The organism is Streptococcus sp. 29887, from assembly GCF_032595075.1.
GTDB classification, from domain to species: domain Bacteria; phylum Bacillota; class Bacilli; order Lactobacillales; family Streptococcaceae; genus Streptococcus; species Streptococcus iners.
Genome location: NZ_CP118735.1, coordinates 542,666 through 559,452, shown reverse-complemented (window position 1 = coordinate 559,452; position 16,787 = coordinate 542,666). Strand labels below are relative to the sequence as shown.

Genomic DNA, 16,787 nt, shown 5'->3' with positions numbered 1-16,787 from the left:
AATCAGAATGGTAAGTCATCATCAGAGATGTCCATAGGGTTTGAATTACCAAATGGGGGCTGATAGCCTCCTTGGTTGTTTCCACTTTGGAAATTACCACTATTTCCATTTAAAAATGTATCGATAATAATCTGCGGTGTCTTAATAACCTGACCTTGCTGGTTTGTGTACTCGTTTAAGCGATAAGTACCCTCGATCTCTACCAACTGACCGATAGCATTTTCCAATCGTTGAATGTTATCACGGAAAGCAATAACATTGATGTAGCCATTCTTCCAATTTCCGTCTTCGTCTTTCCCATTCGCAAAGCTCATACTGGCAGTCATCATTGTGTCTGTCTTTTTGTTGTACTCGTTGTTAAAATTGATATATCCTTTGTTTGTTACTTTCATTGCTTATTCTCCAATTTCTTTAATAGCCCATCTGCTAGCGAGATTTGCTCCATGGTTATATCTTCGATTCTGGCAACTCCTAATTTTTCACAAAACCATCTTGTGATTGAACCGTCATTCTTGCCTGTCCGTTCGATAACAAACTGAATAGCGTCCTTGTATGCTTTGACTACTTCTGTCGGTATTTTAGTCTTCGCTTCTTTTTTCTTCTCGATTTCATCAACTAACGAATCAACATCCTCTTCACCAATCCCAAATAAACCTTGCAAAGCATATTTTCCTGCATAGGAACTAACTGCTCCTGTCCATTGCGGCACCTGCATTTGTTGGACTTGTTTAAGCTCGCCAGTTTTATAATCTTTTGTGTTCAAAATCGGCACAGTGTCAAGCTCTGAAAATCTAGTAGCGCAACGAACTTCATCACCTTTCTTAGCAGTCGCTGTAGCTTTAACAAATATCCTGTCACCTACTTCCACCAAATCGTCAGACACATTAATTTCCCAACCGCTATTCAATGTTTTGAAATGCGTGAAAATATCTTCTGCATTTCGAAAAGTATATTTAACTCCCTGCTTGCTAGTCTTACCGATTTGCATTTTTGTTTGTAATTCCGCAAAACTCATCGTCATATCACTTTACCTGTAAACTTTCTTTTTCAATCAATGTTGCGCCTTCGATGACTTCACCAGATTTTAAATGTTTAGCCAATTCAGTCTTAATAGGCTTGTACTCCAATTTCATAAACTCAAGTGGTATTTTTGTTTCGTCTAAAATGTCCACTTGCTTTGATTTTCGGAGTGAGACAGTGAACAATCCAGCGATCACTTTTTGTTTATTGCTCATCTTCAAAGCTCGTTCAATGGCTTCCTTATATTTTTCTGCCTTAGCTTTGGCATTTTTTTCTTTTTCGTAAAATTCCTGTTTCGCCTGTTTGAAACATTCTGCATCTGATAATGCGTTTTTCCACATCTTGACAAAATATTCGATGTTCTGTTCCAAATCTCCTTGGAAGTCAATGCTATCCAAAGTGTCATTGAATGTTTCATCGTCTAACTCCATCGCTTCCAGTTGTGCATAAATCCCTTCAAGTTCGTAAAGATAGCTCATTATTTTCTCCTTGCTAAGCCTCATAGCCTATAGCTACATTGTCTTTCCATTCGTCATAGGCTCTGTCTTCATCTTCGTCCATCTTCCAGATGTCGACCAGCGGTTCTGGCGGTGTGCTTAACCATGTATCATAATCAAACATCAAAACTCCACCTTTCCGCCAATCTCGGACCAACCGGCCCACTCATCCAGTTTCTTCTGGATAATGTGGTGTTTCTGCTGCAATAACAGTCCTCTGACCTCGTCGCCTATCTGACCATACCTCTCTTCATGGTCAGTAATCATTTTCAATTTTTCTTGCATTGTTCCTCCTAAAACGGTAATTCTCGTCTACTCTGTGCATTATCTGGATATTTAAAGATATTGTTCATCGCACCTTTCATAATTCGGCTAACAAGTGAGCGGTCATACACCTTCTGCATCTGTTCCCCTGTCAAATTGGTGTTGATGATGGTTGTGTCACGTTCGTCTAAAATCTGATAGAGGATATTTTGCTTCCAGTCGTTCGCTTCCTTGGCTTGTCTGCCAAATGTCGATTCCTTACCCAGGTCATCCAGAAAGAGATAATCAGCTTTTGTGAGCATGTCAATCATCTGCTGGGCGCTAGTCCCGTCTTTGTAACCAAACCCCTCTTGGATACGCTGAAACATCTTCGGCACTGAGATGAACAACACGCTCTTCGGTTCAGAGATTGACCGCCAGTCCATATTTAGTTTTCTAGCGATACTGATAGACAGATGGCTCTTGCCGATACCGGGCTTACCTTGGATAATAGCGTTCCCTTTGCCTTGGTGCTTAAAGTAAAACTCATTCAGCCTTAAAGCAAACTGTTTCGCTTCTCCCTCGATTCGATTGGTAATCGTGTAGGTTTTGTAAGATGCGTCTTTTAACTCTTTTGGTATCATGCTCTTCTTGGCGAATATGTCGTACGAACTAGCCCACGTTTCAGCTTCCAAGGCTTGGCCTACCTCTCTAATCTGTTGCTCGTTCATCTTCTCCCTGGTGCATTCAGGGCAACAAGTGATATACCGTGGCACTGTTTCATTCTTAACCATGACCTTATGCTTTGTTCGCCATAGGTAGACCTGATGTTTCAAACACATCTCATCTATCACATCATGGACTTCTCCAATCTTCATTTGCGCCTCTTTCTAGTAGGGTGGTGGGTAGTTTGGGTCTGGTGTGTCAACCTCTTTCCTTGTCCAACTCTTCTTAGCGAGTAAATAATCCTGTATCGCCGTGACAGTTTCCAAGTTGTTATGGACATACCAGTCTAGACAACACCTCTCCACCCAGCGAATTGTTTTCTTATTACGCAATGTCGCTTCTGAGATAGCGAAGTCAATAATCTCAAACGGGTAATCACCCAACATCTTCGTTACGGTTTCAAGTTCAATTGGTGTTAAATCTTTTCCCCAATTTTGTCTAATGGTGTAGACAATTTTTTTCAAGGGATTTTGCTCGCTAGTATTATTATTTATATTATTTAATTCAGTATTATTTAATTCAGTATTATTAGGGTAAAAATTTTTTACCTCCGTAGGTAAAGATTTTTTACTTACGAGGTAAAGATTTTTTACCTCGTTAGATAAAGTATTTTTACTAACAACATACTTAATCAAGTAAAGTTTACTAGCTTGGTTGAAAGTTTTTTTTTCTTCTAAGAGCCCAAAATCAATCAGTTCTTTCTTTGTTTTAATCGCAGTGGGTTTAGAAATCCCTAGAATTTCTTGTATCGCCTCGACAGTTAGAAAATGATAAACTCTTCCGTCACCATCTATATAGTTGTTTTTAATGGACAACTTATGTCTATCAATCGCAATCATGTATAATAATTTGGCATATCCAGAAAGTTCTCTGTACTTTTCCCCGTGGAAGAAATTTTTGGGCATTTGATAGAATTGCGCCATCTCAAAATCGTCAACAGTAAAGTATTTAGATTCCATTTGAATATACACCCTCTATCGCTATGTTGTTGATACGCTCTAAATATTCCTGTTTAGCAATTTTATTGATTGCTGTTACATAGCTAACTCCAACTTTGATTCTTTTTCTGCGATTAGTTTTTGTTATGCAGTCGACTATAATGAAACTATCTTCCTCGTAGTCGTTATTAAATTCTGCTTGCTTAAATCTACAAAATATAGTGTTTCGATAGTCTATTTCAATAGCAATGTAATCGTTGTAATTTACAGTAATACAATATCCGACAGGTCCTTGTTCGAAACAAGCTGTAAATGCCGGCTTAAACTCACTTAATCTTGCTCTCATATTCTTCCCTCAACTTTCTAATGTTTCCAATCGCTTATCATAAGCACGGATATACCACTCTTTCAGTTCTGCATATAGCTCCTGCGCCATTTCGTATTCCTCTTCGGTCAAGTCTCGGTTATTGGATTTGCCGAAAACATTCAAGACCAGAGAGCGAACAGAATTGTGAATCTGTCCAAATGACAACTTGTGGTAGCTTGTTTCGTCTATCACTTCGTTATACCGTGGTTTGTTGGTGTAGATAAAGCCAACAGGGTTGACGGACTTCACTCGCCAATTTTGGCTCAGCCTTGCTACGACTTCAGGATACTTCTGGTTGATTTCCAGCAACTCGCTACCCTCAAAAGCTACAGGGCTAAACAATCCTTGCGGTGTGATTGGCTTGTGTTCCATGCGTTCCTTGATAAGCGCTTCTAATTCTTCTTCGGTTAATGTGTATGTTTTTGCCATCTGATTGCCTCCTAGTTGTAATATCTACCTTGTGACTGAATATAAGCCCCATAATTCGCATTAGTCAGGGGTCTGGTGTGTTTACCCTCGGAAACTTTTTTCGGCTTGCTATGGGCTTGAAAAGTGCCTAAACCAACGCAAAACCATAGAAAGAGGTTCAGAGGTGTCAAAATGGCAATCAATGTTAATGTTTGCTCGATTGTTAATGTTAGTTCTTCCATGATGTGTCCTTTCGATTTCAAGGTACACAAAAAGCGTACCCTATTTTATCCCTGTATCTTTTAAGGGTTCACAAAATAGAGTACGCATGTTATAATATTTACGTGCCTACTTTGTGGGTGCTAGGACTTGTTACACTATCGCTTTGGTCGGTTGAGAGTGTAGCAGGTCTTCTTTTTATTTTGTAAGATTTTCAAAAGCTTTTCTCAAAGTCTCTGGTTTAGTCAAGTTATTTTCTTCAGCATATTTATTTAATTTGCTGTCCAACTCCTCGCTAATTCTCACAGTCAATTTAACTGTATTTGAGTTAACGCCTTTTGGTCGTCCTACTTTTTTAGGTTTGTCGCTCACTGAGTTCATCACTCCTTTCATGTCGACACAAATATTATAATTTATGTCGTCAATAATGTCAACCCCCTAAACCAAACTTTTTTTTGCGTACTCTATTCAATTTTTAAAGGACACTGCAATCTAACACGATTGCGGATTAACTAGCCACTAATAACTGATAAGCTTCTAAATCCAACTCCACCATGACACCTAAATTCTTAATAGAGGTGTCAATCTGTTTGCGGTATGCTGCGATACCTGCTTGCCGTTCTTCTTCTGTCTGAGCGATGAAATAACCGAAATGGTTGTCACGTTTTAGCCCGTAAACAGGGATTTTGAACTTGTTTCTCAACTTAACGACAATTTGTTCTACAGTTCTTTTCTCAATCCCAGTCACTCGAGTAATATCTTTTCGAGGTTTTGGGTTATCAAATGTTGCATATTTTACCTCTGCAAAAACAACCCGCTCATTTTCCGTCATATTGTTAATCATCTTCTGAAATTCCGTCATATTCTAAAATCCTTTCTACTTACAAATCCCACTATTCTTCATTACGACCGCCACAGAATCGACGATTGTTCTCAAATATCGATTTTCTGTCTGCAAGTCATTTACCTTGTTCCGGAGTTGAATATATTCTTCAACACTGATTTCAACCGTTGTATGATTATCCTGCATGTCTGCCCCACTTTCTAGCCGAGCAGGCTGGTGCATCAGCGAATTTGATTGGTTCCCAATTGGCAAGTGTTTGTTGAGCACTAGATTTCCGCGCTAACCGATCAGCTTCAACTGCACGTTCACAAGCTAGGGCTGTCAGTTGCTCTCTAAGTAATTCCGCTTCACGTTCCTTGCGTCGTTTTTCCGCATTCCTGTAATCAATCGCCGCAACCACTACACACGGAATGGCAAATACTGCACAGGTTCCGATGGCTATAAAAATAGATTCTGTCATTCTAAACTCCTAACTGTTTTTCTCGTTTGATATTTTCTAGCATTTCTGCCAATGTTTCTTTCTTGGGTCTGTATCGATTACGACTTTTCCACTTGATAAACAATCGGAAACCTTCGTAGTTAACAAAGACAATTCGATGAGTTGGATTTTCAATGTATTCCCTGAAGTCCGGATGCTCACGCATTTCTGCAGCCCAAACTTTAGCCGTTGTAACAGTCAATCCTTCCCAGATTTGGCAAAGGTGTGCATAGTCACCAGCTTCTGCCTTTTCAGATTGCTTAGCTGGTCTGTAAACTAATTCTGCTTTTGGCATAGCCATTCATTCCTTTCTGTGATATAATTTTGTTAGAAATTTTTTGTAAGCTCCTGACCTTTGTCATGGGGCTATTTTTATTAGCTTTTTGCTAATTCGTCCAGACTCACATCAAGAGCTTTGGCGATTTTTTTTACTGTTTCAAAGTGCAAATCTTTAACCTTTCCGTCACGAAGTCGATAAAGCATTGCTGGATCAAGTCCTGCATTCAATGCTAGCCTATAAACCGAAAAATTTTTTTCAGCCAAAATTCGTTCGATATTTTTCCACAACATATTGTTTTACTCCTTAGCCCAACGCACAATTGATTCAATCAAAAACAGTATTTCTCCAAATTCAAATGTCATTGACATGACTGATGATTAAATAGCGAGATAAGTTCTGCCGAACACTCTAATAAAATATCTTTATTTTTCTCCAAATCTTCAATAGTTTGGAGTTTTTTTATTATCGAATCCAATTTATCCATATTCTCACTCCTTTCTAAATTTGCTATAATAAAAATAAAAACGTGAGGTAAATTATGCTAACTAAAATAAGTATTGCATCTTCATTAAAGAAAACTGTTGAGATTGACGACTTTTGTCCTAATTGCAAAAAGCCAACCAATCCCCATTTAGTAAATTCCACTTACTTCGAACTAAATAATACAGCGAATAGTGTAGTAGCTACTTTTAGATGTTTAGGGTGTCTTCACTTTTGGAATGAAGAGTTTATTGCAACCTACACTTCAAATGACTACATAGTCGAACATCTTAATGTTACCCCTAGCCTCCCAAGTGACATACCTATATCTGACGATGTAGAGTTAGTTTCTCCAATTGGAAAACAAATCTATGTTCAAGCTCTAAAAGCAGAACATGAACAGCTCGACCACATCGCAGGCATCGGATATCGAAAGGCGCTTGAGTTTTTCGTTAAAGATTTCTCTATTGTCACAAATCCTGATGACGAAGATAAAATCATTAAAATGCCGTTAAAACAGGTTATCGAAAAATATATCAAGGATGATGATCTTAAAACATTTGCACTAGCATCTGCTTATATTGGTAATGACGAAGGTCATTACTATAGAAATAATCCTGATAAAGATTTTTCTCATCTCAAAAATTACCTTCACGGAGTTATTCACTACATGGAAATGAAGCTCAATTTTCTTGATGCTCAAGAACTTGTGAGTCGCTCGAAGAAATCTTAGCGCCAAGTTCATCCACCTTCTCCGCAATATACGTCACAGTCCTCAGTATTTCATTGAGGGCTGTTCTTTCTAGTTCGTTCATCCCCTTCTCCTTTCTAGTTTGGTCGGTTCTCCTCCCTGTGCTATAATCGATATATCAACACAGAAAGGAGGTGAATCACATGGAACCTAACTACTTCCATGTTCGATTCAAGCAAAGCGACAATGTGTCCTACTCAACACCGTCTGCTGAAGGTAGAGAAATCATCTCTATCAAAGGTGCTGAAGTGACAAAAATGCTCTTTGCTGACGGCAATGAATTATTGAGTGTTATTCACGATGGCTTCGTCGATGTCTACGCAACGTTCCCAATCGTTCTTAAACACCAATAATTCTCCATCTCTATACCAACAATCGCCCTCTACTGCGTTTGTTGGTTTTTCGTTTCCATGAAAAATTCGATTCGGTCTCATAATCGTCTCCTTTCTAGCCCTCAAGAACTAGACGCTTAGTCTTGATGATGACTTCTTCAATACGAGCACGTTTCAAGCCTTCACTGATAAAATAATCAATAATAGCACTACGGCTCATTCCTGTACCAAGCGACAAGTTATCAACCTCGTCGTAGTTCTCACGACTAATGACCACAGTAGGACGGTTATTCCCTTTCTGCCCTGTACTTGGGCGACCGTATCTTTGTTTTGACATGTTAGCCCCTTTCTAGTTTGGTTGGTTTACAAAATTACGTTTTAATTCGTAATTCGTTCCCAAAAAAATATCGTCTTGTGCAACTTTGTAAAATTCAGCTAATTGAGCAAGTAAGTCCGCTCTAATTCGACTGCTATCATTTTCGTATTTCAAAAGCGTTTGCTGGTGGATGCCGACCATATCAGCTACCTCTTTGGCAGTAAGACCAGCATTGACACGCAATGCTTTTAAAGACCATTTCAATACCCCTCACCCCTTTCTAAATTCATCTAGGCTGACATCCAAAGCGTCAGCGATTTTTTCCATTTTTTTGAAACCAATATCGTGATGCTTGACATTATATATGCTTGTCTTTGGAATACCTGCCATTTTTGCCAAGTCAACGACTGTCAGCCCTCGTTCTACCAATATTTTTTGTAGTTTTTCCCACATAATATCCTCCTTGTAAATCACTAGATATAGTAATGTAAGATATTTGTAATACTATATCTAGTAATTTGTGCTATAATATTCTCATGAATAACCCAACATCTTTTATTCATGAAATTTTGATAGAAAGGAGATAGGTATGAACAAATTAAATCCAAAACCAACCGCTAGTAAAAAATATAGTTGGGAGGAATTAGATTCCTACTTAACTATGATTTTTACTACCCAACATGATCATCCTAAAGCGTCGATAAACTACCATAACTACAACATGTCCAAAGACGAGATTATTGAAGAAGCAAGAAAATCTGGTTACCATGTCACAGATGAAGGAAACGGCTATTTAACTTTCGAGTAAAAATAATTAAGATTATCAGAAAGTTGGGATAGTATGACTTGCAACTTCGATATTTCAAAAGCAATCTGTTCTTCAGGTTGCTTTTTTATTCGCCCGCTATACGGATAACGCTTCGGTTTCATCTCTTCCTCCTTTATTTCTTCTTCCTCCACTTCACAATCTGCCGTATCACAAACGATAGAACCAACAAACCAGCTAACCAATAGATCATTGCATTCTTTGGCAAATGGTGGTATACTTCAAATAAGAGGTTGGGGCTTTCGCCCCTTGCTCTTACTTTTTGTTTTGTAAGTTCCGCTTGTGCTCAAGCACTTGTTTGTGCCATAAGCGAGCTTCTCTTACTAAGCCTAGAATGATAATCGGGATTGCTAAATCGTTATCAGCTAGGCTTTTTAGTATGTCCACCATTTGCTTTTCCTCCTGTTTTGATTCGGTTAATTCCTTAACCTTGATTAGATTATACTACGAATTAAATCGTATGTCAACAGTTTTTACGAAAAAAGTCGAAAAAATTTTGTATTTTTATTTTACAATTACGAAATAATTCGATATTATATAGTAAAGATAAAAAAGGAGATAATGTTATGGTTCGCGGTAGAGGAAAATTAACACCGCAAGAAATTGAATTGATGAGCGTGATTTCTGCTAACATCAATAGATATCTGACGGAACAGAATAAAAAACAAATCGATTTATCAAGGGGGACGGGTATTCCGCCGAGTACATTAACAGGGTATGTGAAAGGAACATCATTGCCAATTCCTGGTAACGTCCAAAAAATCGCAGATTATTTTGGATTGAAGAAATCAGATATAGACCCACGGTTTAAATCCACAATCCCTTCTTCTTCCATCCCTCTTCCCAACTTCGACCCACGTAAGACTATTCTGCTATCTAACTATGACAAGCTCAACAACACACGCAAGAATAAGCTCCTAGCGACCTCTGAGACGCTTCTAGCCGAAGAGCAAGGAAAAGTCATTGACATATCAGAAAAACGGGCAGAATACGACGCTAGGAAGCGTATCAGCCTACCCGTACCAGGCAAGGTGTCCGCAGGGACAGGCTACTGGCAAGAAGATGACTACGACACCATGGTGGACTTCTACGCAGACGACATTCCGGACGAAAGCAAGTACGACACCGTCGCAGTCGTCGTTGGCCACTCCATGGAACCCAAAATCAAAAACGGCGACTTCCTCTTTATCAAACTCAAGGACCAGGTAGATCTAAACAAAATCGGAATTTTCCAAGTTGACGGCGAAAACTACGTCAAGAAACTAAAAAGCGACCATCTACAGTCACTGAACCCAGACTATGACAACATCCCCTTCACCGAAGACATGCGCACCATCGGTGAAGTGGTGGATATTTATAGGGGATAGGAGGAAACATGGTAAAACAAATGACAAATAAAGAGGTCACCCATTTCAAAAAAGAAGTATTGACCGCATTAGATAAGTATCTGACCAGTTTAATATCCAAAGGAGAAAGTTCAAAAGCTACTAAAATAATAACTTGGATAAGAGATTGGACAAATTTTCTTAAATTTGAAAATAAATTCCAATCTAAACGGCTGCCTGCATTACAAAGAGGGAGCATTGTTAGCGCCAATCTCGGTTTCAACCTTGGCCAAGAGTACGGTGGTCCTCACTATGGAATTGTTTTAAATACTAGTGACTCACGTAGAAACTCCGTTGTGACGATACTCCCACTAACATCAATAAAACCTGAAACAAATTTGGAACATCTAGAGCATTTCAAATTAAATCTCGGGGACGAACTCTATCAATTACTAGGCCTAAAACTCCAAACTAAGAAAGCTCAATTAACTGAAAAGCAAGCTGAAAGTAACAGACAATATTCAGACATAATAGAAAGACTTTCCAAACTTGAACAATCACTTTTGGTAGAGTTTGAAGAGTATAGCTCTGATCCAATAACTTTAGCCAAAAGGTCGCAAGCCATTCTTTCCGATATGGATGGAATCACAAAGGATAAAGAGAGCTTTGAACAATTGATAGATGAATTGGATAAAGAAGAGGAGAACTTAAAAAATATCGCAAGGCAAGTTTTAAAAATGAAAAAAGGGAGCATAGCACTCTTAAACCAAGTAACGACTATTAGCAAAATGCGGATTTTTGATCCTAAAAATCAAACATCTGTATTATACGACATTGTTCTCTCAAAAGAAACAATGGATCGAATTGATGTAGCTTTGAAAAATTACATCATAAAATAATTGACATTTTTACAAACGAGGTTTATAATTATCTTACAAGGTCGCTAGACGACATAATAAAGATTTGGTCTCTCGAAGACCATTAAGCCTCACTTTAGCGAGTGAGGCTTTTCTTCTTAATTATTGAAACGTAACAAAAAAGCCCACGCTATCAACCAACCAAAGCGAAGCGTGAGGCAACATGTATAAAGAATTAGGCATTAAAAAGCCCTTTTCTTTGTACCCATTTTAACACAGAAATGAGGTAAAATCAATGTGGACTGAAGCACATAAATCCGGAAAAGTGAATTTTGTTGAAAGATACAAAGATCCATATACTCAAAAGTGGAAACGAACATCCGTCCTCATGGAGAAAGATACTCCACGGATCAGAAAAGAGGCCCAGAAAATACTGGATACAAAGATAGCGGACATCCTCAGCAAGCTGAAAAGCTCTGAAATGCTATTTACTGATTTATTCGACCAATGGTGGACTTTCTACCAGCAAGAAATCAAACGCACTTCAATCGCTTCTCTGAAGGGCAATATTAAGGAAATCAGAGACAGTTTTGGTCTGGGTATCAAAGTAGTCAATATTGACCCAAAATATGTCCAAAATTACCTAGACAACCTAGATTGCTCCAGGAACAAGAAAGAGCGTACCAAATCCATGTTGAACCTTGCTTTTGATTATGCAGTTGACCTGGACATCATCAAAGACAATCCTGCTAGGCGAGCTAAACTGCCACGGATAAAAAAGACCTTGGAAGACTGGAAAAAGATTGAAGAAAAATATCTTGAGGAAGAGGAAATTAAGCCCCTGCTGAAAGAATTGTTCAGGCGACCTAGCACATACCGAGCTGCATTACTAGCAGAATTTATGAGCCTAAATGGCTGCCGTATTGGTGAAGCGGTCAGTCTTGAACCAAACAATCGTGATTTTGAAACCAAGGTCTTACAACTGCACGGGACCTATGACCACACAGAAGGTTACCGCAACGGTGAGAAAACAACGCCAAAGACTAATGCTTCCTATCGCGAAACAATTATGACCACCCGCGAAATGGAAATTATTCAAGAGTTTGAATTTATGAATGAGCTAGAAAAAAATACTAACCCACGATATAAAGATATGGGCTACATCTTTACAACCAAGAATGGCGTACCTATACAAACCAACTCTTTCAACCTAGCCTTGAAGAAGGCAAATCAGCGACTTGAAAAACCAATTCAGAAAAACTTGACCAGCCACATCTTCCGCCATACCCTTGTCAGTCGTCTAGCAGAAAACAGAGTTCCCTTGAAAGCTATCATGGACCGTGTCGGACATGCAGATGCTAAGACTACAACCCAAATTTACACCCATGTCACAAAGAATCTTAAGGCAAATGTAGCTGAAATCATGGAAAATTACTGATTTTATGCCCCAAAAATGCCCCAAAACACAGAAAAAAGCCCGTCGGACAAGCTAGAAAGCTTGATGTGACGGGCTTTTTAATGCTGAATTATTTTACCGCATCCTTAAGTGCTTTACCAGCTTTGAATGCTGGAACTTTTGAAGCTGCGATTTTGATTTCTGCACCTGTTTGAGGGTTGCGACCTGTACGTGCTGAACGCTCACGAACTTCAAAGTTACCGAAGCCAATCAATTGTACTTTTTCACCAGCTGCAAGGTAGTCTGCTACTGCTGCAAATACTGCATCAACAGCTGCTGCTGAATCTTTTTTAGTCAATGAAGTTGCTTCTGCAACTTTTGCAATCAAATCTTGTTTATTAGCCATTTTGCTAAGTCCTCCAATAATTTTCTGAGATTTTACTCACTTTTATAGTGTACCGAAATTTAGTCATTTGGTCAAGTTTTTAATGCTGGTTTCTTACCTTTTTCTGTATATATCAACAATAATTTGGTCATTGTATAAATCAATGGTATTGGCCTGACCGTAAAGGCCAAATTTATTGTCCAATTCTGTTATTTTTAACTGAATTGCTGCCTCTTGGGAATTTATTTTGACAAAGGTGGGTAATTTGTAGTTTTTTTGCAGATAGGCTAAAACTTCTGCCTTGGGCAAGGACAAATTTCCTGCTGAAATTTCCAATATTCGTAGAAGAACATTGCCATCTTCCATTTTGAGAGGTTGAAAATAGATATAGAGGGGAATTTTCGCACCAAAAACCTGATAGGTTCCTTCAAAAACAACCTGTTGGTTAGTCACAAATAATTGGTAAGAAAAATTCTCCGTTTGATAATCTTTTAAATAGTTGGCAATGGTTTGATTAAGGGCTTCACGGTTGGTCGCGAAAGTCCCCACTTTTGCATCTGTCTGGCTAGATGGTACCAATTCCGTCATATTTTCTCTCTTAACTTGGATACGATTGAGAAAAACCAGACCCGCCCCCAATGTCAAAGCCAATTGAACCAAGAAGAGCCACTTCCAGATATTAAGGTGTCCAGCTTTTCTCAGTTTCATACATCTTCTCCAATAGTGCTTTTTTCATGATTTCATATCCCGTATTATTGGGATGAAAATGATCATCTTCGTACAATAAATTATTTGTGCTAGCCGAACTAGACTGGCTAAGCCCCATCTCGCCTTCCAAACCTTTATAGAGCAAGTCATTGATTTCTACAAAGTAAACATCCTTGTATTTTTCCGTGATTTGCTTGGTTGTCTGATTCCATTTATCAACCACAGTCTGCATCTCGGTCAATTCAGGAAAACTGAGATAGAAGGGATTGTAAATTCCCAAAATATAGATAGGGAGATCGGCATTCTCCTGTCTTGCCCGTTTGACAATCTTTTCTAGATTTCTCCCATATTCCCTTGCCGGCTTATCAAAGGTAGAGAGCTTGAGGTTACTTAAATTACTGACAATGACCTTACGAAGATCATTTCCACCGACCGTCAAGGTTAATAAATCAGCTTCTTTTAAGGCCTGTTGGAGTTCCTCATTCTCCTTCATCCGCTTCAAGATTTGCTTACTGGTATTGCCGGAAACTCCAAAATTTTGAACGTCTACCTCATAACCGTACTCATTGACTAGCGACTGGGCAAGCAAGGGGACAAAACCACCTTGACCTGTCACATCTCCCACTCCTTCTGTCAAGGAGTCCCCAAGAGCCAAATAGCGAAATTTCCTATTCACTGAAAGACCTAGCTCTTCCTGACTGATGCGTGACGGCGCCTGTGGGATTAACTGATGGAATAGGAAGATTGACCCTAATAGACAGAGAAAAAAGAAGACAAGTCCCTGTATCAACTTCCGATTATTCATAGCGAACTAGGATAGCCCAGGCATCTTCACCAGTGTGGGTTTGGATGATGGAACCTGTTTCCAATACAGAAATATCTGTTTCTACATGGGGCTGGAGCAAGTCTTTTATTTCATTGGCAAAGTCCGCCTTACCTGAGTAGGAAATACCAATTTCTGCAAGATCTTTATTGTTCAGACCGATTGCAAATTCATCCAACCATTTTTTGAACGCCTTATTGCCACGTCCTTTTACAATCGGAGTTAATTGATGATTCTTCATTTCCATGATAACACGGATGTTAAGCAGGCTACTAAGCATGCCTTGTACACGACCGATACGACCGCCCTTGACAAGATTTTCTAGGGTAGATACCCCGATATATAGTTCAGTCTTATCTTTGACCTCTTCAATGGCCGTAAGGATTTCTTCCTTGTTAGCACCAGCTTGTGCCAGTCTAGCCGCTTCCACTACCTGAAATTTTGCTGCCTGGTCGGTAAAGCCAGAGTCCAGAACAGTCACATCTGCACCAGACAAGGTAGCTCCTTGACGGGCTGCTTCAACCGTTCCTGACAAGGCATGAGAAAGAAGGATCGCAATAATCTGACTACCATCTTTAGCTAATTGGCTAAATGTTTCCGCAAAAAGACCTACCGGTGGTTGACTGGTCTTCGGTAAGTGCTTGGCTCCTCTCATCAATTCGAGAAACTCACCTTCTGATAAGTCGCTATCTGAATAGACAACCCCATCCACCATAACAGACAAAGGAATGATGGTAATCCCCAACTCCTTAGCCAAACCAGCTTCTATTGTAGTACTAGAATCTGTTACAATTTTAATCTTCATCATCAAGTGTCCTTCCGTTCTCTTCTGTATTATCCTTTATTATAACAAATTTCAAGCTAAAAATAAACATAAAAACAAAAGCAAAAAAGGCTAGTTGCCTAACCTTTTTCAACCAATTCTTTTGCTTGGCTACGGGCTGCATCCGTAATCTTGTCACCTGCCAACATCTTGGCGATTTCCTCGATACGCTCCTCTTTGGTCAAAAGGCGGACGCGGGAAACAGTCGAGTGGTCATCAGATATTTTCTCAATAAAGAACTGATAATCCGCGATGGCAATCACCTGTGGCAAATGTGAGATAGCCAAGACCTGACCATATTGTCCAATTTTATAAATCTTCTGGGCAATGGCCTGGGCAACACGGCCTGAAACTCCTGTATCCACCTCGTCAAAGACGATAGAAGTCTTGCCTTCCTTACGAGCAAAGGCTGACTTAATAGCTAACATCAAGCGGGATAATTCCCCACCCGAAGCAACCTTGACCAAAGGCTTGAAGTCTTCACCAGGGTTGGTAGAGATGTAAAACTCCACCATTTCATTCCCCTCTCGGTTAAACTTACCCTTGGCAAAACGAACCTGGAAGCGAGCCTTTTCCATATACAAGTCTTGTAATTCTTGACGGATAATCTCTTCCAGCAACTGGGCCAATTCATGTCGGGACTGGCTGAGCTGACTAGCTAAGGTCACTAATTCCTTCTCCATGGTCTTGAGTTGCACTTCCAAGTCATCTCCAGATAGGTCATTTCCTGTTAGAAGATTGTATTCTTCGCTGATCTTAGCAAAATAATCCAAGACATCATCGACCGTTCCACCGTATTTTTTAGTAATGGTGTGGAGCAAATCCAACCGACTTTCTAGCTGCAACAGGCGATTGCCATCGAAGTCTAGATTATCCACCACATCACTGAGGCGCTTGGTCACATCTTCAACGACATAGTAGGCTTCTGTCAGACTGCTAGAAAGCTGCTGGTATTCTGGGTCAAATTCTTCTAAGCTTTGCAGGTCCCCCATGGCTGAACGAAGGTTGTTCAAACTTGAAAAATCTTCATTGTCCAACAGAGCATAGGCATTGGTCAAGGTATCCGCAATCTGCTTGTGATTGAGTAACTTATCCCGCTCTTGATTGAGCTGAACATCCTCGCCAGACTGCAGGTCTGCTGCTTCAATCTCAGCAATTTGGTATTCCAGCATCTCAATGCGGGCCTTATGCTCCTGCTCATTTTTCTGCTTTTCGAGCACTCGTTTGCGGAGGCTACGATAGGCATCAAAAGTGGTCTGATAGCGGTCTTTTAAAGCCCAAAACTCATCTTCTCCAAAGCTGTCTAAAAGACGGATATGGTGCTGGGCCTTCATCAATTCTTCCTGGTCATGTTGGCCGTGGATGTCCACTAGGTGCTGACCGATTTGTTTCAAGACAGATAAATTAACCATCTGCCCATTGACACGGCTGACCGAACGGCCATTTTGTAGGATTTCCCGACGGATAATGAGTTCGTCCGCAACTTCAATCCCCTGTTCACTCAAAATCTGTTCCAGAGCTCTGCTATTTTCAAAGGAAAAAAGCCCCTCAATCTCCGCCTTGGCTGCTCCGTGGCGAATAACATCCGTCGTCGCACGCGCCCCTAACATCAGGTTCATGGCATCGATGATGATGGACTTTCCGGCCCCCGTTTCACCAGATAGGATGGTCATCCCCTTTTCAAAATTGAGGGATACCTGTTCAATAATGGCAAAATTCTTAATCGAAACTTCTAATAACATGAC

General features: G+C 39.8%; 31 protein-coding genes. 6 read left to right on the top strand and 25 right to left on the bottom strand.

What is annotated here, in order from left to right:
- Nucleotides 1–2: 2 nt before the first annotated feature.
- The 17 genes from PW252_RS02980 to PW252_RS02900 all read right to left on the bottom strand — a co-directional run bounded on the left by PW252_RS02980 (nt 3) and on the right by PW252_RS02900 (nt 6,504).
- Entirely contained in the window at nt 3–392 is a 390-nt protein-coding gene (locus tag PW252_RS02980; RefSeq protein ID WP_248050372.1) for a single-stranded DNA-binding protein, read from the bottom strand.
- Nucleotides 389–1,021, bottom strand: coding sequence for an ERF family protein (locus tag PW252_RS02975; RefSeq protein WP_248050373.1), 633 nt, complete (start codon nt 1,019–1,021; stop codon nt 389–391). The genes PW252_RS02980 and PW252_RS02975 overlap by 4 nt, the downstream gene beginning before the upstream one ends.
- A gap of 1 nt (nt 1,022) precedes the next feature.
- On the bottom strand, nt 1,023–1,499 hold the full coding sequence (locus tag PW252_RS02970; protein WP_248050374.1) for a siphovirus Gp157 family protein: 477 nt from the start codon (nt 1,497–1,499) through the stop codon (nt 1,023–1,025).
- A gap of 13 nt (nt 1,500–1,512) precedes the next feature.
- On the bottom strand, nt 1,513–1,641 hold the full coding sequence (locus PW252_RS02965; protein WP_316716838.1) for a hypothetical protein: 129 nt from the start codon (nt 1,639–1,641) through the stop codon (nt 1,513–1,515).
- Nucleotides 1,641–1,802, bottom strand: a complete 162-nt coding sequence (locus PW252_RS02960) for a hypothetical protein (RefSeq protein WP_248050375.1) — start codon at nt 1,800–1,802, stop codon at nt 1,641–1,643. Before PW252_RS02960 ends, PW252_RS02965 begins: the two co-directional genes overlap by 1 nt.
- Nucleotides 1,803–1,810: 8 nt before the next feature.
- Nucleotides 1,811–2,638 (bottom strand): ATP-binding protein, encoded by an 828-nt coding sequence (locus PW252_RS02955; protein ID WP_248050378.1) that lies wholly within the window; start codon nt 2,636–2,638, stop codon nt 1,811–1,813.
- Between the two features lie 12 nt (nt 2,639–2,650).
- Nucleotides 2,651–3,445 carry a replication initiator protein A gene (locus tag PW252_RS02950; RefSeq protein WP_248050380.1) on the bottom strand — a complete coding sequence of 265 codons (795 nt, stop codon included), beginning with the start codon at nt 3,443–3,445 and terminating at the stop codon, nt 2,651–2,653.
- Nucleotides 3,435–3,770: a hypothetical protein gene (locus PW252_RS02945; protein ID WP_248050381.1), complete on the bottom strand. Its 336-nt coding sequence runs from the start codon at nt 3,768–3,770 to the stop codon at nt 3,435–3,437. Before PW252_RS02945 ends, PW252_RS02950 begins: the two co-directional genes overlap by 11 nt.
- Before the next feature lie 9 nt (nt 3,771–3,779).
- Nucleotides 3,780–4,220, bottom strand: coding sequence for a hypothetical protein (locus PW252_RS02940; RefSeq protein ID WP_248050382.1), 441 nt, complete (start codon nt 4,218–4,220; stop codon nt 3,780–3,782).
- 11 nt (nt 4,221–4,231) lie between these two features.
- Nucleotides 4,232–4,441 (bottom strand): hypothetical protein, encoded by a 210-nt coding sequence (locus PW252_RS02935; protein WP_248050383.1) that lies wholly within the window; start codon nt 4,439–4,441, stop codon nt 4,232–4,234.
- A 175-nt stretch (nt 4,442–4,616) separates the two neighbouring features.
- Complete coding sequence (locus PW252_RS02930) at nt 4,617–4,799, bottom strand: CopG family transcriptional regulator (RefSeq protein WP_397640674.1); 183 nt, start codon at nt 4,797–4,799, stop codon at nt 4,617–4,619.
- Between the two features lie 127 nt (nt 4,800–4,926).
- Complete coding sequence (locus tag PW252_RS02925; RefSeq protein ID WP_044760888.1) at nt 4,927–5,280, bottom strand: hypothetical protein; 354 nt, start codon at nt 5,278–5,280, stop codon at nt 4,927–4,929.
- 15 nt (nt 5,281–5,295) lie between these two features.
- The gene (locus PW252_RS02920; protein ID WP_161497484.1) at nt 5,296–5,448 is read right to left on the bottom strand and encodes a hypothetical protein; all 153 of its coding nucleotides are present in this window, start codon (nt 5,446–5,448) and stop codon (nt 5,296–5,298) included.
- The gene (locus tag PW252_RS02915) at nt 5,438–5,722 is read right to left on the bottom strand and encodes a hypothetical protein (RefSeq protein WP_248050384.1); all 285 of its coding nucleotides are present in this window, start codon (nt 5,720–5,722) and stop codon (nt 5,438–5,440) included. The genes PW252_RS02920 and PW252_RS02915 overlap by 11 nt, the downstream gene beginning before the upstream one ends.
- Nucleotide 5,723: 1 nt before the next feature.
- The gene (locus tag PW252_RS02910; protein ID WP_248050385.1) at nt 5,724–6,035 is read right to left on the bottom strand and encodes an excisionase; all 312 of its coding nucleotides are present in this window, start codon (nt 6,033–6,035) and stop codon (nt 5,724–5,726) included.
- 80 nt (nt 6,036–6,115) lie between these two features.
- The gene (locus PW252_RS02905) at nt 6,116–6,310 is read right to left on the bottom strand and encodes a helix-turn-helix domain-containing protein (RefSeq protein ID WP_029997361.1); all 195 of its coding nucleotides are present in this window, start codon (nt 6,308–6,310) and stop codon (nt 6,116–6,118) included.
- A 68-nt stretch (nt 6,311–6,378) separates the two neighbouring features.
- Nucleotides 6,379–6,504, bottom strand: a complete 126-nt coding sequence (locus PW252_RS02900) for a hypothetical protein (protein WP_268933364.1) — start codon at nt 6,502–6,504, stop codon at nt 6,379–6,381.
- A 54-nt stretch (nt 6,505–6,558) separates the two neighbouring features.
- On the opposite strand from PW252_RS02900, the gene PW252_RS02895 reads away from it, so the two are divergent.
- Nucleotides 6,559–7,233, top strand: a complete 675-nt coding sequence (locus tag PW252_RS02895) for a hypothetical protein (protein ID WP_248050386.1) — start codon at nt 6,559–6,561, stop codon at nt 7,231–7,233.
- 161 nt (nt 7,234–7,394) lie between these two features.
- A complete protein-coding gene (locus tag PW252_RS02890) occupies nt 7,395–7,604 on the top strand; it encodes a hypothetical protein (RefSeq protein WP_029172966.1) in 210 nt (69 codons plus the stop codon).
- Nucleotides 7,605–7,698: 94 nt separating this feature from the next.
- Here PW252_RS02890 and PW252_RS02885 read toward each other — a convergent pair whose 3' ends face one another.
- Genes PW252_RS02885 through PW252_RS02875 form a run of 3 tightly spaced genes read right to left on the bottom strand, consistent with a single transcriptional unit; the run spans nt 7,699 to nt 8,352 of the window.
- Nucleotides 7,699–7,920, bottom strand: a complete 222-nt coding sequence (locus tag PW252_RS02885) for an antitoxin (protein WP_248050387.1) — start codon at nt 7,918–7,920, stop codon at nt 7,699–7,701.
- Between the two features lie 12 nt (nt 7,921–7,932).
- Nucleotides 7,933–8,163 carry a helix-turn-helix transcriptional regulator gene (locus tag PW252_RS02880; protein ID WP_167786271.1) on the bottom strand — a complete coding sequence of 77 codons (231 nt, stop codon included), beginning with the start codon at nt 8,161–8,163 and terminating at the stop codon, nt 7,933–7,935.
- 6 nt (nt 8,164–8,169) lie between these two features.
- Entirely contained in the window at nt 8,170–8,352 is a 183-nt protein-coding gene (locus tag PW252_RS02875) for a helix-turn-helix domain-containing protein (RefSeq protein ID WP_248050389.1), read from the bottom strand.
- A gap of 136 nt (nt 8,353–8,488) precedes the next feature.
- Here PW252_RS02875 and PW252_RS02870 point away from each other — a divergent pair, with 136 nt between their 5' ends.
- From PW252_RS02870 to PW252_RS02855, 4 genes are all read left to right on the top strand, one after another.
- Complete coding sequence (locus PW252_RS02870; protein WP_044692075.1) at nt 8,489–8,707, top strand: hypothetical protein; 219 nt, start codon at nt 8,489–8,491, stop codon at nt 8,705–8,707.
- A 584-nt stretch (nt 8,708–9,291) separates the two neighbouring features.
- Nucleotides 9,292–10,092 (top strand): XRE family transcriptional regulator, encoded by an 801-nt coding sequence (locus tag PW252_RS02865; RefSeq protein WP_248050391.1) that lies wholly within the window; start codon nt 9,292–9,294, stop codon nt 10,090–10,092.
- 8 nt (nt 10,093–10,100) lie between these two features.
- Nucleotides 10,101–10,949 (top strand): type II toxin-antitoxin system PemK/MazF family toxin, encoded by an 849-nt coding sequence (locus PW252_RS02860; RefSeq protein ID WP_248050393.1) that lies wholly within the window; start codon nt 10,101–10,103, stop codon nt 10,947–10,949.
- 253 nt (nt 10,950–11,202) lie between these two features.
- On the top strand, nt 11,203–12,345 hold the full coding sequence (locus PW252_RS02855; RefSeq protein WP_248050395.1) for a tyrosine-type recombinase/integrase: 1,143 nt from the start codon (nt 11,203–11,205) through the stop codon (nt 12,343–12,345).
- 88 nt (nt 12,346–12,433) lie between these two features.
- On the opposite strand, the gene PW252_RS02850 is transcribed toward PW252_RS02855, so the two are convergent.
- The 5 genes from PW252_RS02850 to recN form a co-directional block, all read right to left on the bottom strand.
- On the bottom strand, nt 12,434–12,709 hold the full coding sequence (locus PW252_RS02850) for an HU family DNA-binding protein (RefSeq protein WP_105106668.1): 276 nt from the start codon (nt 12,707–12,709) through the stop codon (nt 12,434–12,436).
- 93 nt (nt 12,710–12,802) lie between these two features.
- The gene (locus tag PW252_RS02845) at nt 12,803–13,396 is read right to left on the bottom strand and encodes a YpmS family protein (protein ID WP_248050396.1); all 594 of its coding nucleotides are present in this window, start codon (nt 13,394–13,396) and stop codon (nt 12,803–12,805) included.
- The gene (locus PW252_RS02840; RefSeq protein ID WP_105209601.1) at nt 13,368–14,201 is read right to left on the bottom strand and encodes an SGNH/GDSL hydrolase family protein; all 834 of its coding nucleotides are present in this window, start codon (nt 14,199–14,201) and stop codon (nt 13,368–13,370) included. The genes PW252_RS02845 and PW252_RS02840 overlap by 29 nt, the downstream gene beginning before the upstream one ends.
- Entirely contained in the window at nt 14,194–15,027 is an 834-nt protein-coding gene (locus PW252_RS02835; RefSeq protein ID WP_248050399.1) for a DegV family protein, read from the bottom strand. Before PW252_RS02835 ends, PW252_RS02840 begins: the two co-directional genes overlap by 8 nt.
- 95 nt (nt 15,028–15,122) lie before the next feature.
- Complete coding sequence (gene recN, locus PW252_RS02830; RefSeq protein ID WP_248050402.1) at nt 15,123–16,784, bottom strand: DNA repair protein RecN; 1,662 nt, start codon at nt 16,782–16,784, stop codon at nt 15,123–15,125.
- Between the last annotated feature and the right edge of the window lie 3 nt (nt 16,785–16,787).

Excerpts from the sequence above, each read along its gene's own strand:
- PW252_RS02980 (WP_248050372.1), bottom strand. The coding sequence starts at position 392 with ATGAAAGTAACAAACAAAGGATATATCAATTTTAACAACGAGTACAAC.
- PW252_RS02975 (WP_248050373.1), bottom strand. The coding sequence starts at position 1,021 with ATGACGATGAGTTTTGCGGAATTACAAACAAAAATGCAAATCGGTAAG.
- PW252_RS02970 (WP_248050374.1), bottom strand. The coding sequence starts at position 1,499 with ATGAGCTATCTTTACGAACTTGAAGGGATTTATGCACAACTGGAAGCG.
- PW252_RS02965 (WP_316716838.1), bottom strand. The coding sequence starts at position 1,641 with ATGTTTGATTATGATACATGGTTAAGCACACCGCCAGAACCGCTGGTC.
- PW252_RS02960 (WP_248050375.1), bottom strand. The coding sequence starts at position 1,802 with ATGCAAGAAAAATTGAAAATGATTACTGACCATGAAGAGAGGTATGGT.
- PW252_RS02955 (WP_248050378.1), bottom strand. The coding sequence starts at position 2,638 with ATGAAGATTGGAGAAGTCCATGATGTGATAGATGAGATGTGTTTGAAA.
- PW252_RS02950 (WP_248050380.1), bottom strand. The coding sequence starts at position 3,445 with ATGGAATCTAAATACTTTACTGTTGACGATTTTGAGATGGCGCAATTC.
- PW252_RS02945 (WP_248050381.1), bottom strand. The coding sequence starts at position 3,770 with ATGAGAGCAAGATTAAGTGAGTTTAAGCCGGCATTTACAGCTTGTTTC.
- PW252_RS02940 (WP_248050382.1), bottom strand. The coding sequence starts at position 4,220 with ATGGCAAAAACATACACATTAACCGAAGAAGAATTAGAAGCGCTTATC.
- PW252_RS02935 (WP_248050383.1), bottom strand. The coding sequence starts at position 4,441 with ATGGAAGAACTAACATTAACAATCGAGCAAACATTAACATTGATTGCC.
- PW252_RS02930 (WP_397640674.1), bottom strand. The coding sequence starts at position 4,799 with ATGAACTCAGTGAGCGACAAACCTAAAAAAGTAGGACGACCAAAAGGC.
- PW252_RS02925 (WP_044760888.1), bottom strand. The coding sequence starts at position 5,280 with ATGACGGAATTTCAGAAGATGATTAACAATATGACGGAAAATGAGCGG.
- PW252_RS02920 (WP_161497484.1), bottom strand. The coding sequence starts at position 5,448 with ATGCAGGATAATCATACAACGGTTGAAATCAGTGTTGAAGAATATATT.
- PW252_RS02915 (WP_248050384.1), bottom strand. The coding sequence starts at position 5,722 with ATGACAGAATCTATTTTTATAGCCATCGGAACCTGTGCAGTATTTGCC.
- PW252_RS02910 (WP_248050385.1), bottom strand. The coding sequence starts at position 6,035 with ATGCCAAAAGCAGAATTAGTTTACAGACCAGCTAAGCAATCTGAAAAG.
- PW252_RS02905 (WP_029997361.1), bottom strand. The coding sequence starts at position 6,310 with ATGTTGTGGAAAAATATCGAACGAATTTTGGCTGAAAAAAATTTTTCG.
- PW252_RS02900 (WP_268933364.1), bottom strand. The coding sequence starts at position 6,504 with ATGGATAAATTGGATTCGATAATAAAAAAACTCCAAACTATTGAAGAT.
- PW252_RS02895 (WP_248050386.1), top strand. The coding sequence starts at position 6,559 with ATGCTAACTAAAATAAGTATTGCATCTTCATTAAAGAAAACTGTTGAG.
- PW252_RS02890 (WP_029172966.1), top strand. The coding sequence starts at position 7,395 with ATGGAACCTAACTACTTCCATGTTCGATTCAAGCAAAGCGACAATGTG.
- PW252_RS02885 (WP_248050387.1), bottom strand. The coding sequence starts at position 7,920 with ATGTCAAAACAAAGATACGGTCGCCCAAGTACAGGGCAGAAAGGGAAT.
- PW252_RS02875 (WP_248050389.1), bottom strand. The coding sequence starts at position 8,352 with ATGTGGGAAAAACTACAAAAAATATTGGTAGAACGAGGGCTGACAGTC.
- PW252_RS02870 (WP_044692075.1), top strand. The coding sequence starts at position 8,489 with ATGAACAAATTAAATCCAAAACCAACCGCTAGTAAAAAATATAGTTGG.
- PW252_RS02865 (WP_248050391.1), top strand. The coding sequence starts at position 9,292 with ATGGTTCGCGGTAGAGGAAAATTAACACCGCAAGAAATTGAATTGATG.
- PW252_RS02860 (WP_248050393.1), top strand. The coding sequence starts at position 10,101 with ATGGTAAAACAAATGACAAATAAAGAGGTCACCCATTTCAAAAAAGAA.
- PW252_RS02855 (WP_248050395.1), top strand. The coding sequence starts at position 11,203 with ATGTGGACTGAAGCACATAAATCCGGAAAAGTGAATTTTGTTGAAAGA.
- PW252_RS02850 (WP_105106668.1), bottom strand. The coding sequence starts at position 12,709 with ATGGCTAATAAACAAGATTTGATTGCAAAAGTTGCAGAAGCAACTTCA.
- PW252_RS02845 (WP_248050396.1), bottom strand. The coding sequence starts at position 13,396 with ATGAAACTGAGAAAAGCTGGACACCTTAATATCTGGAAGTGGCTCTTC.
- PW252_RS02840 (WP_105209601.1), bottom strand. The coding sequence starts at position 14,201 with ATGAATAATCGGAAGTTGATACAGGGACTTGTCTTCTTTTTTCTCTGT.
- PW252_RS02835 (WP_248050399.1), bottom strand. The coding sequence starts at position 15,027 with ATGATGAAGATTAAAATTGTAACAGATTCTAGTACTACAATAGAAGCT.
- recN (WP_248050402.1), bottom strand. The coding sequence starts at position 16,784 with ATGTTATTAGAAGTTTCGATTAAGAATTTTGCCATTATTGAACAGGTA.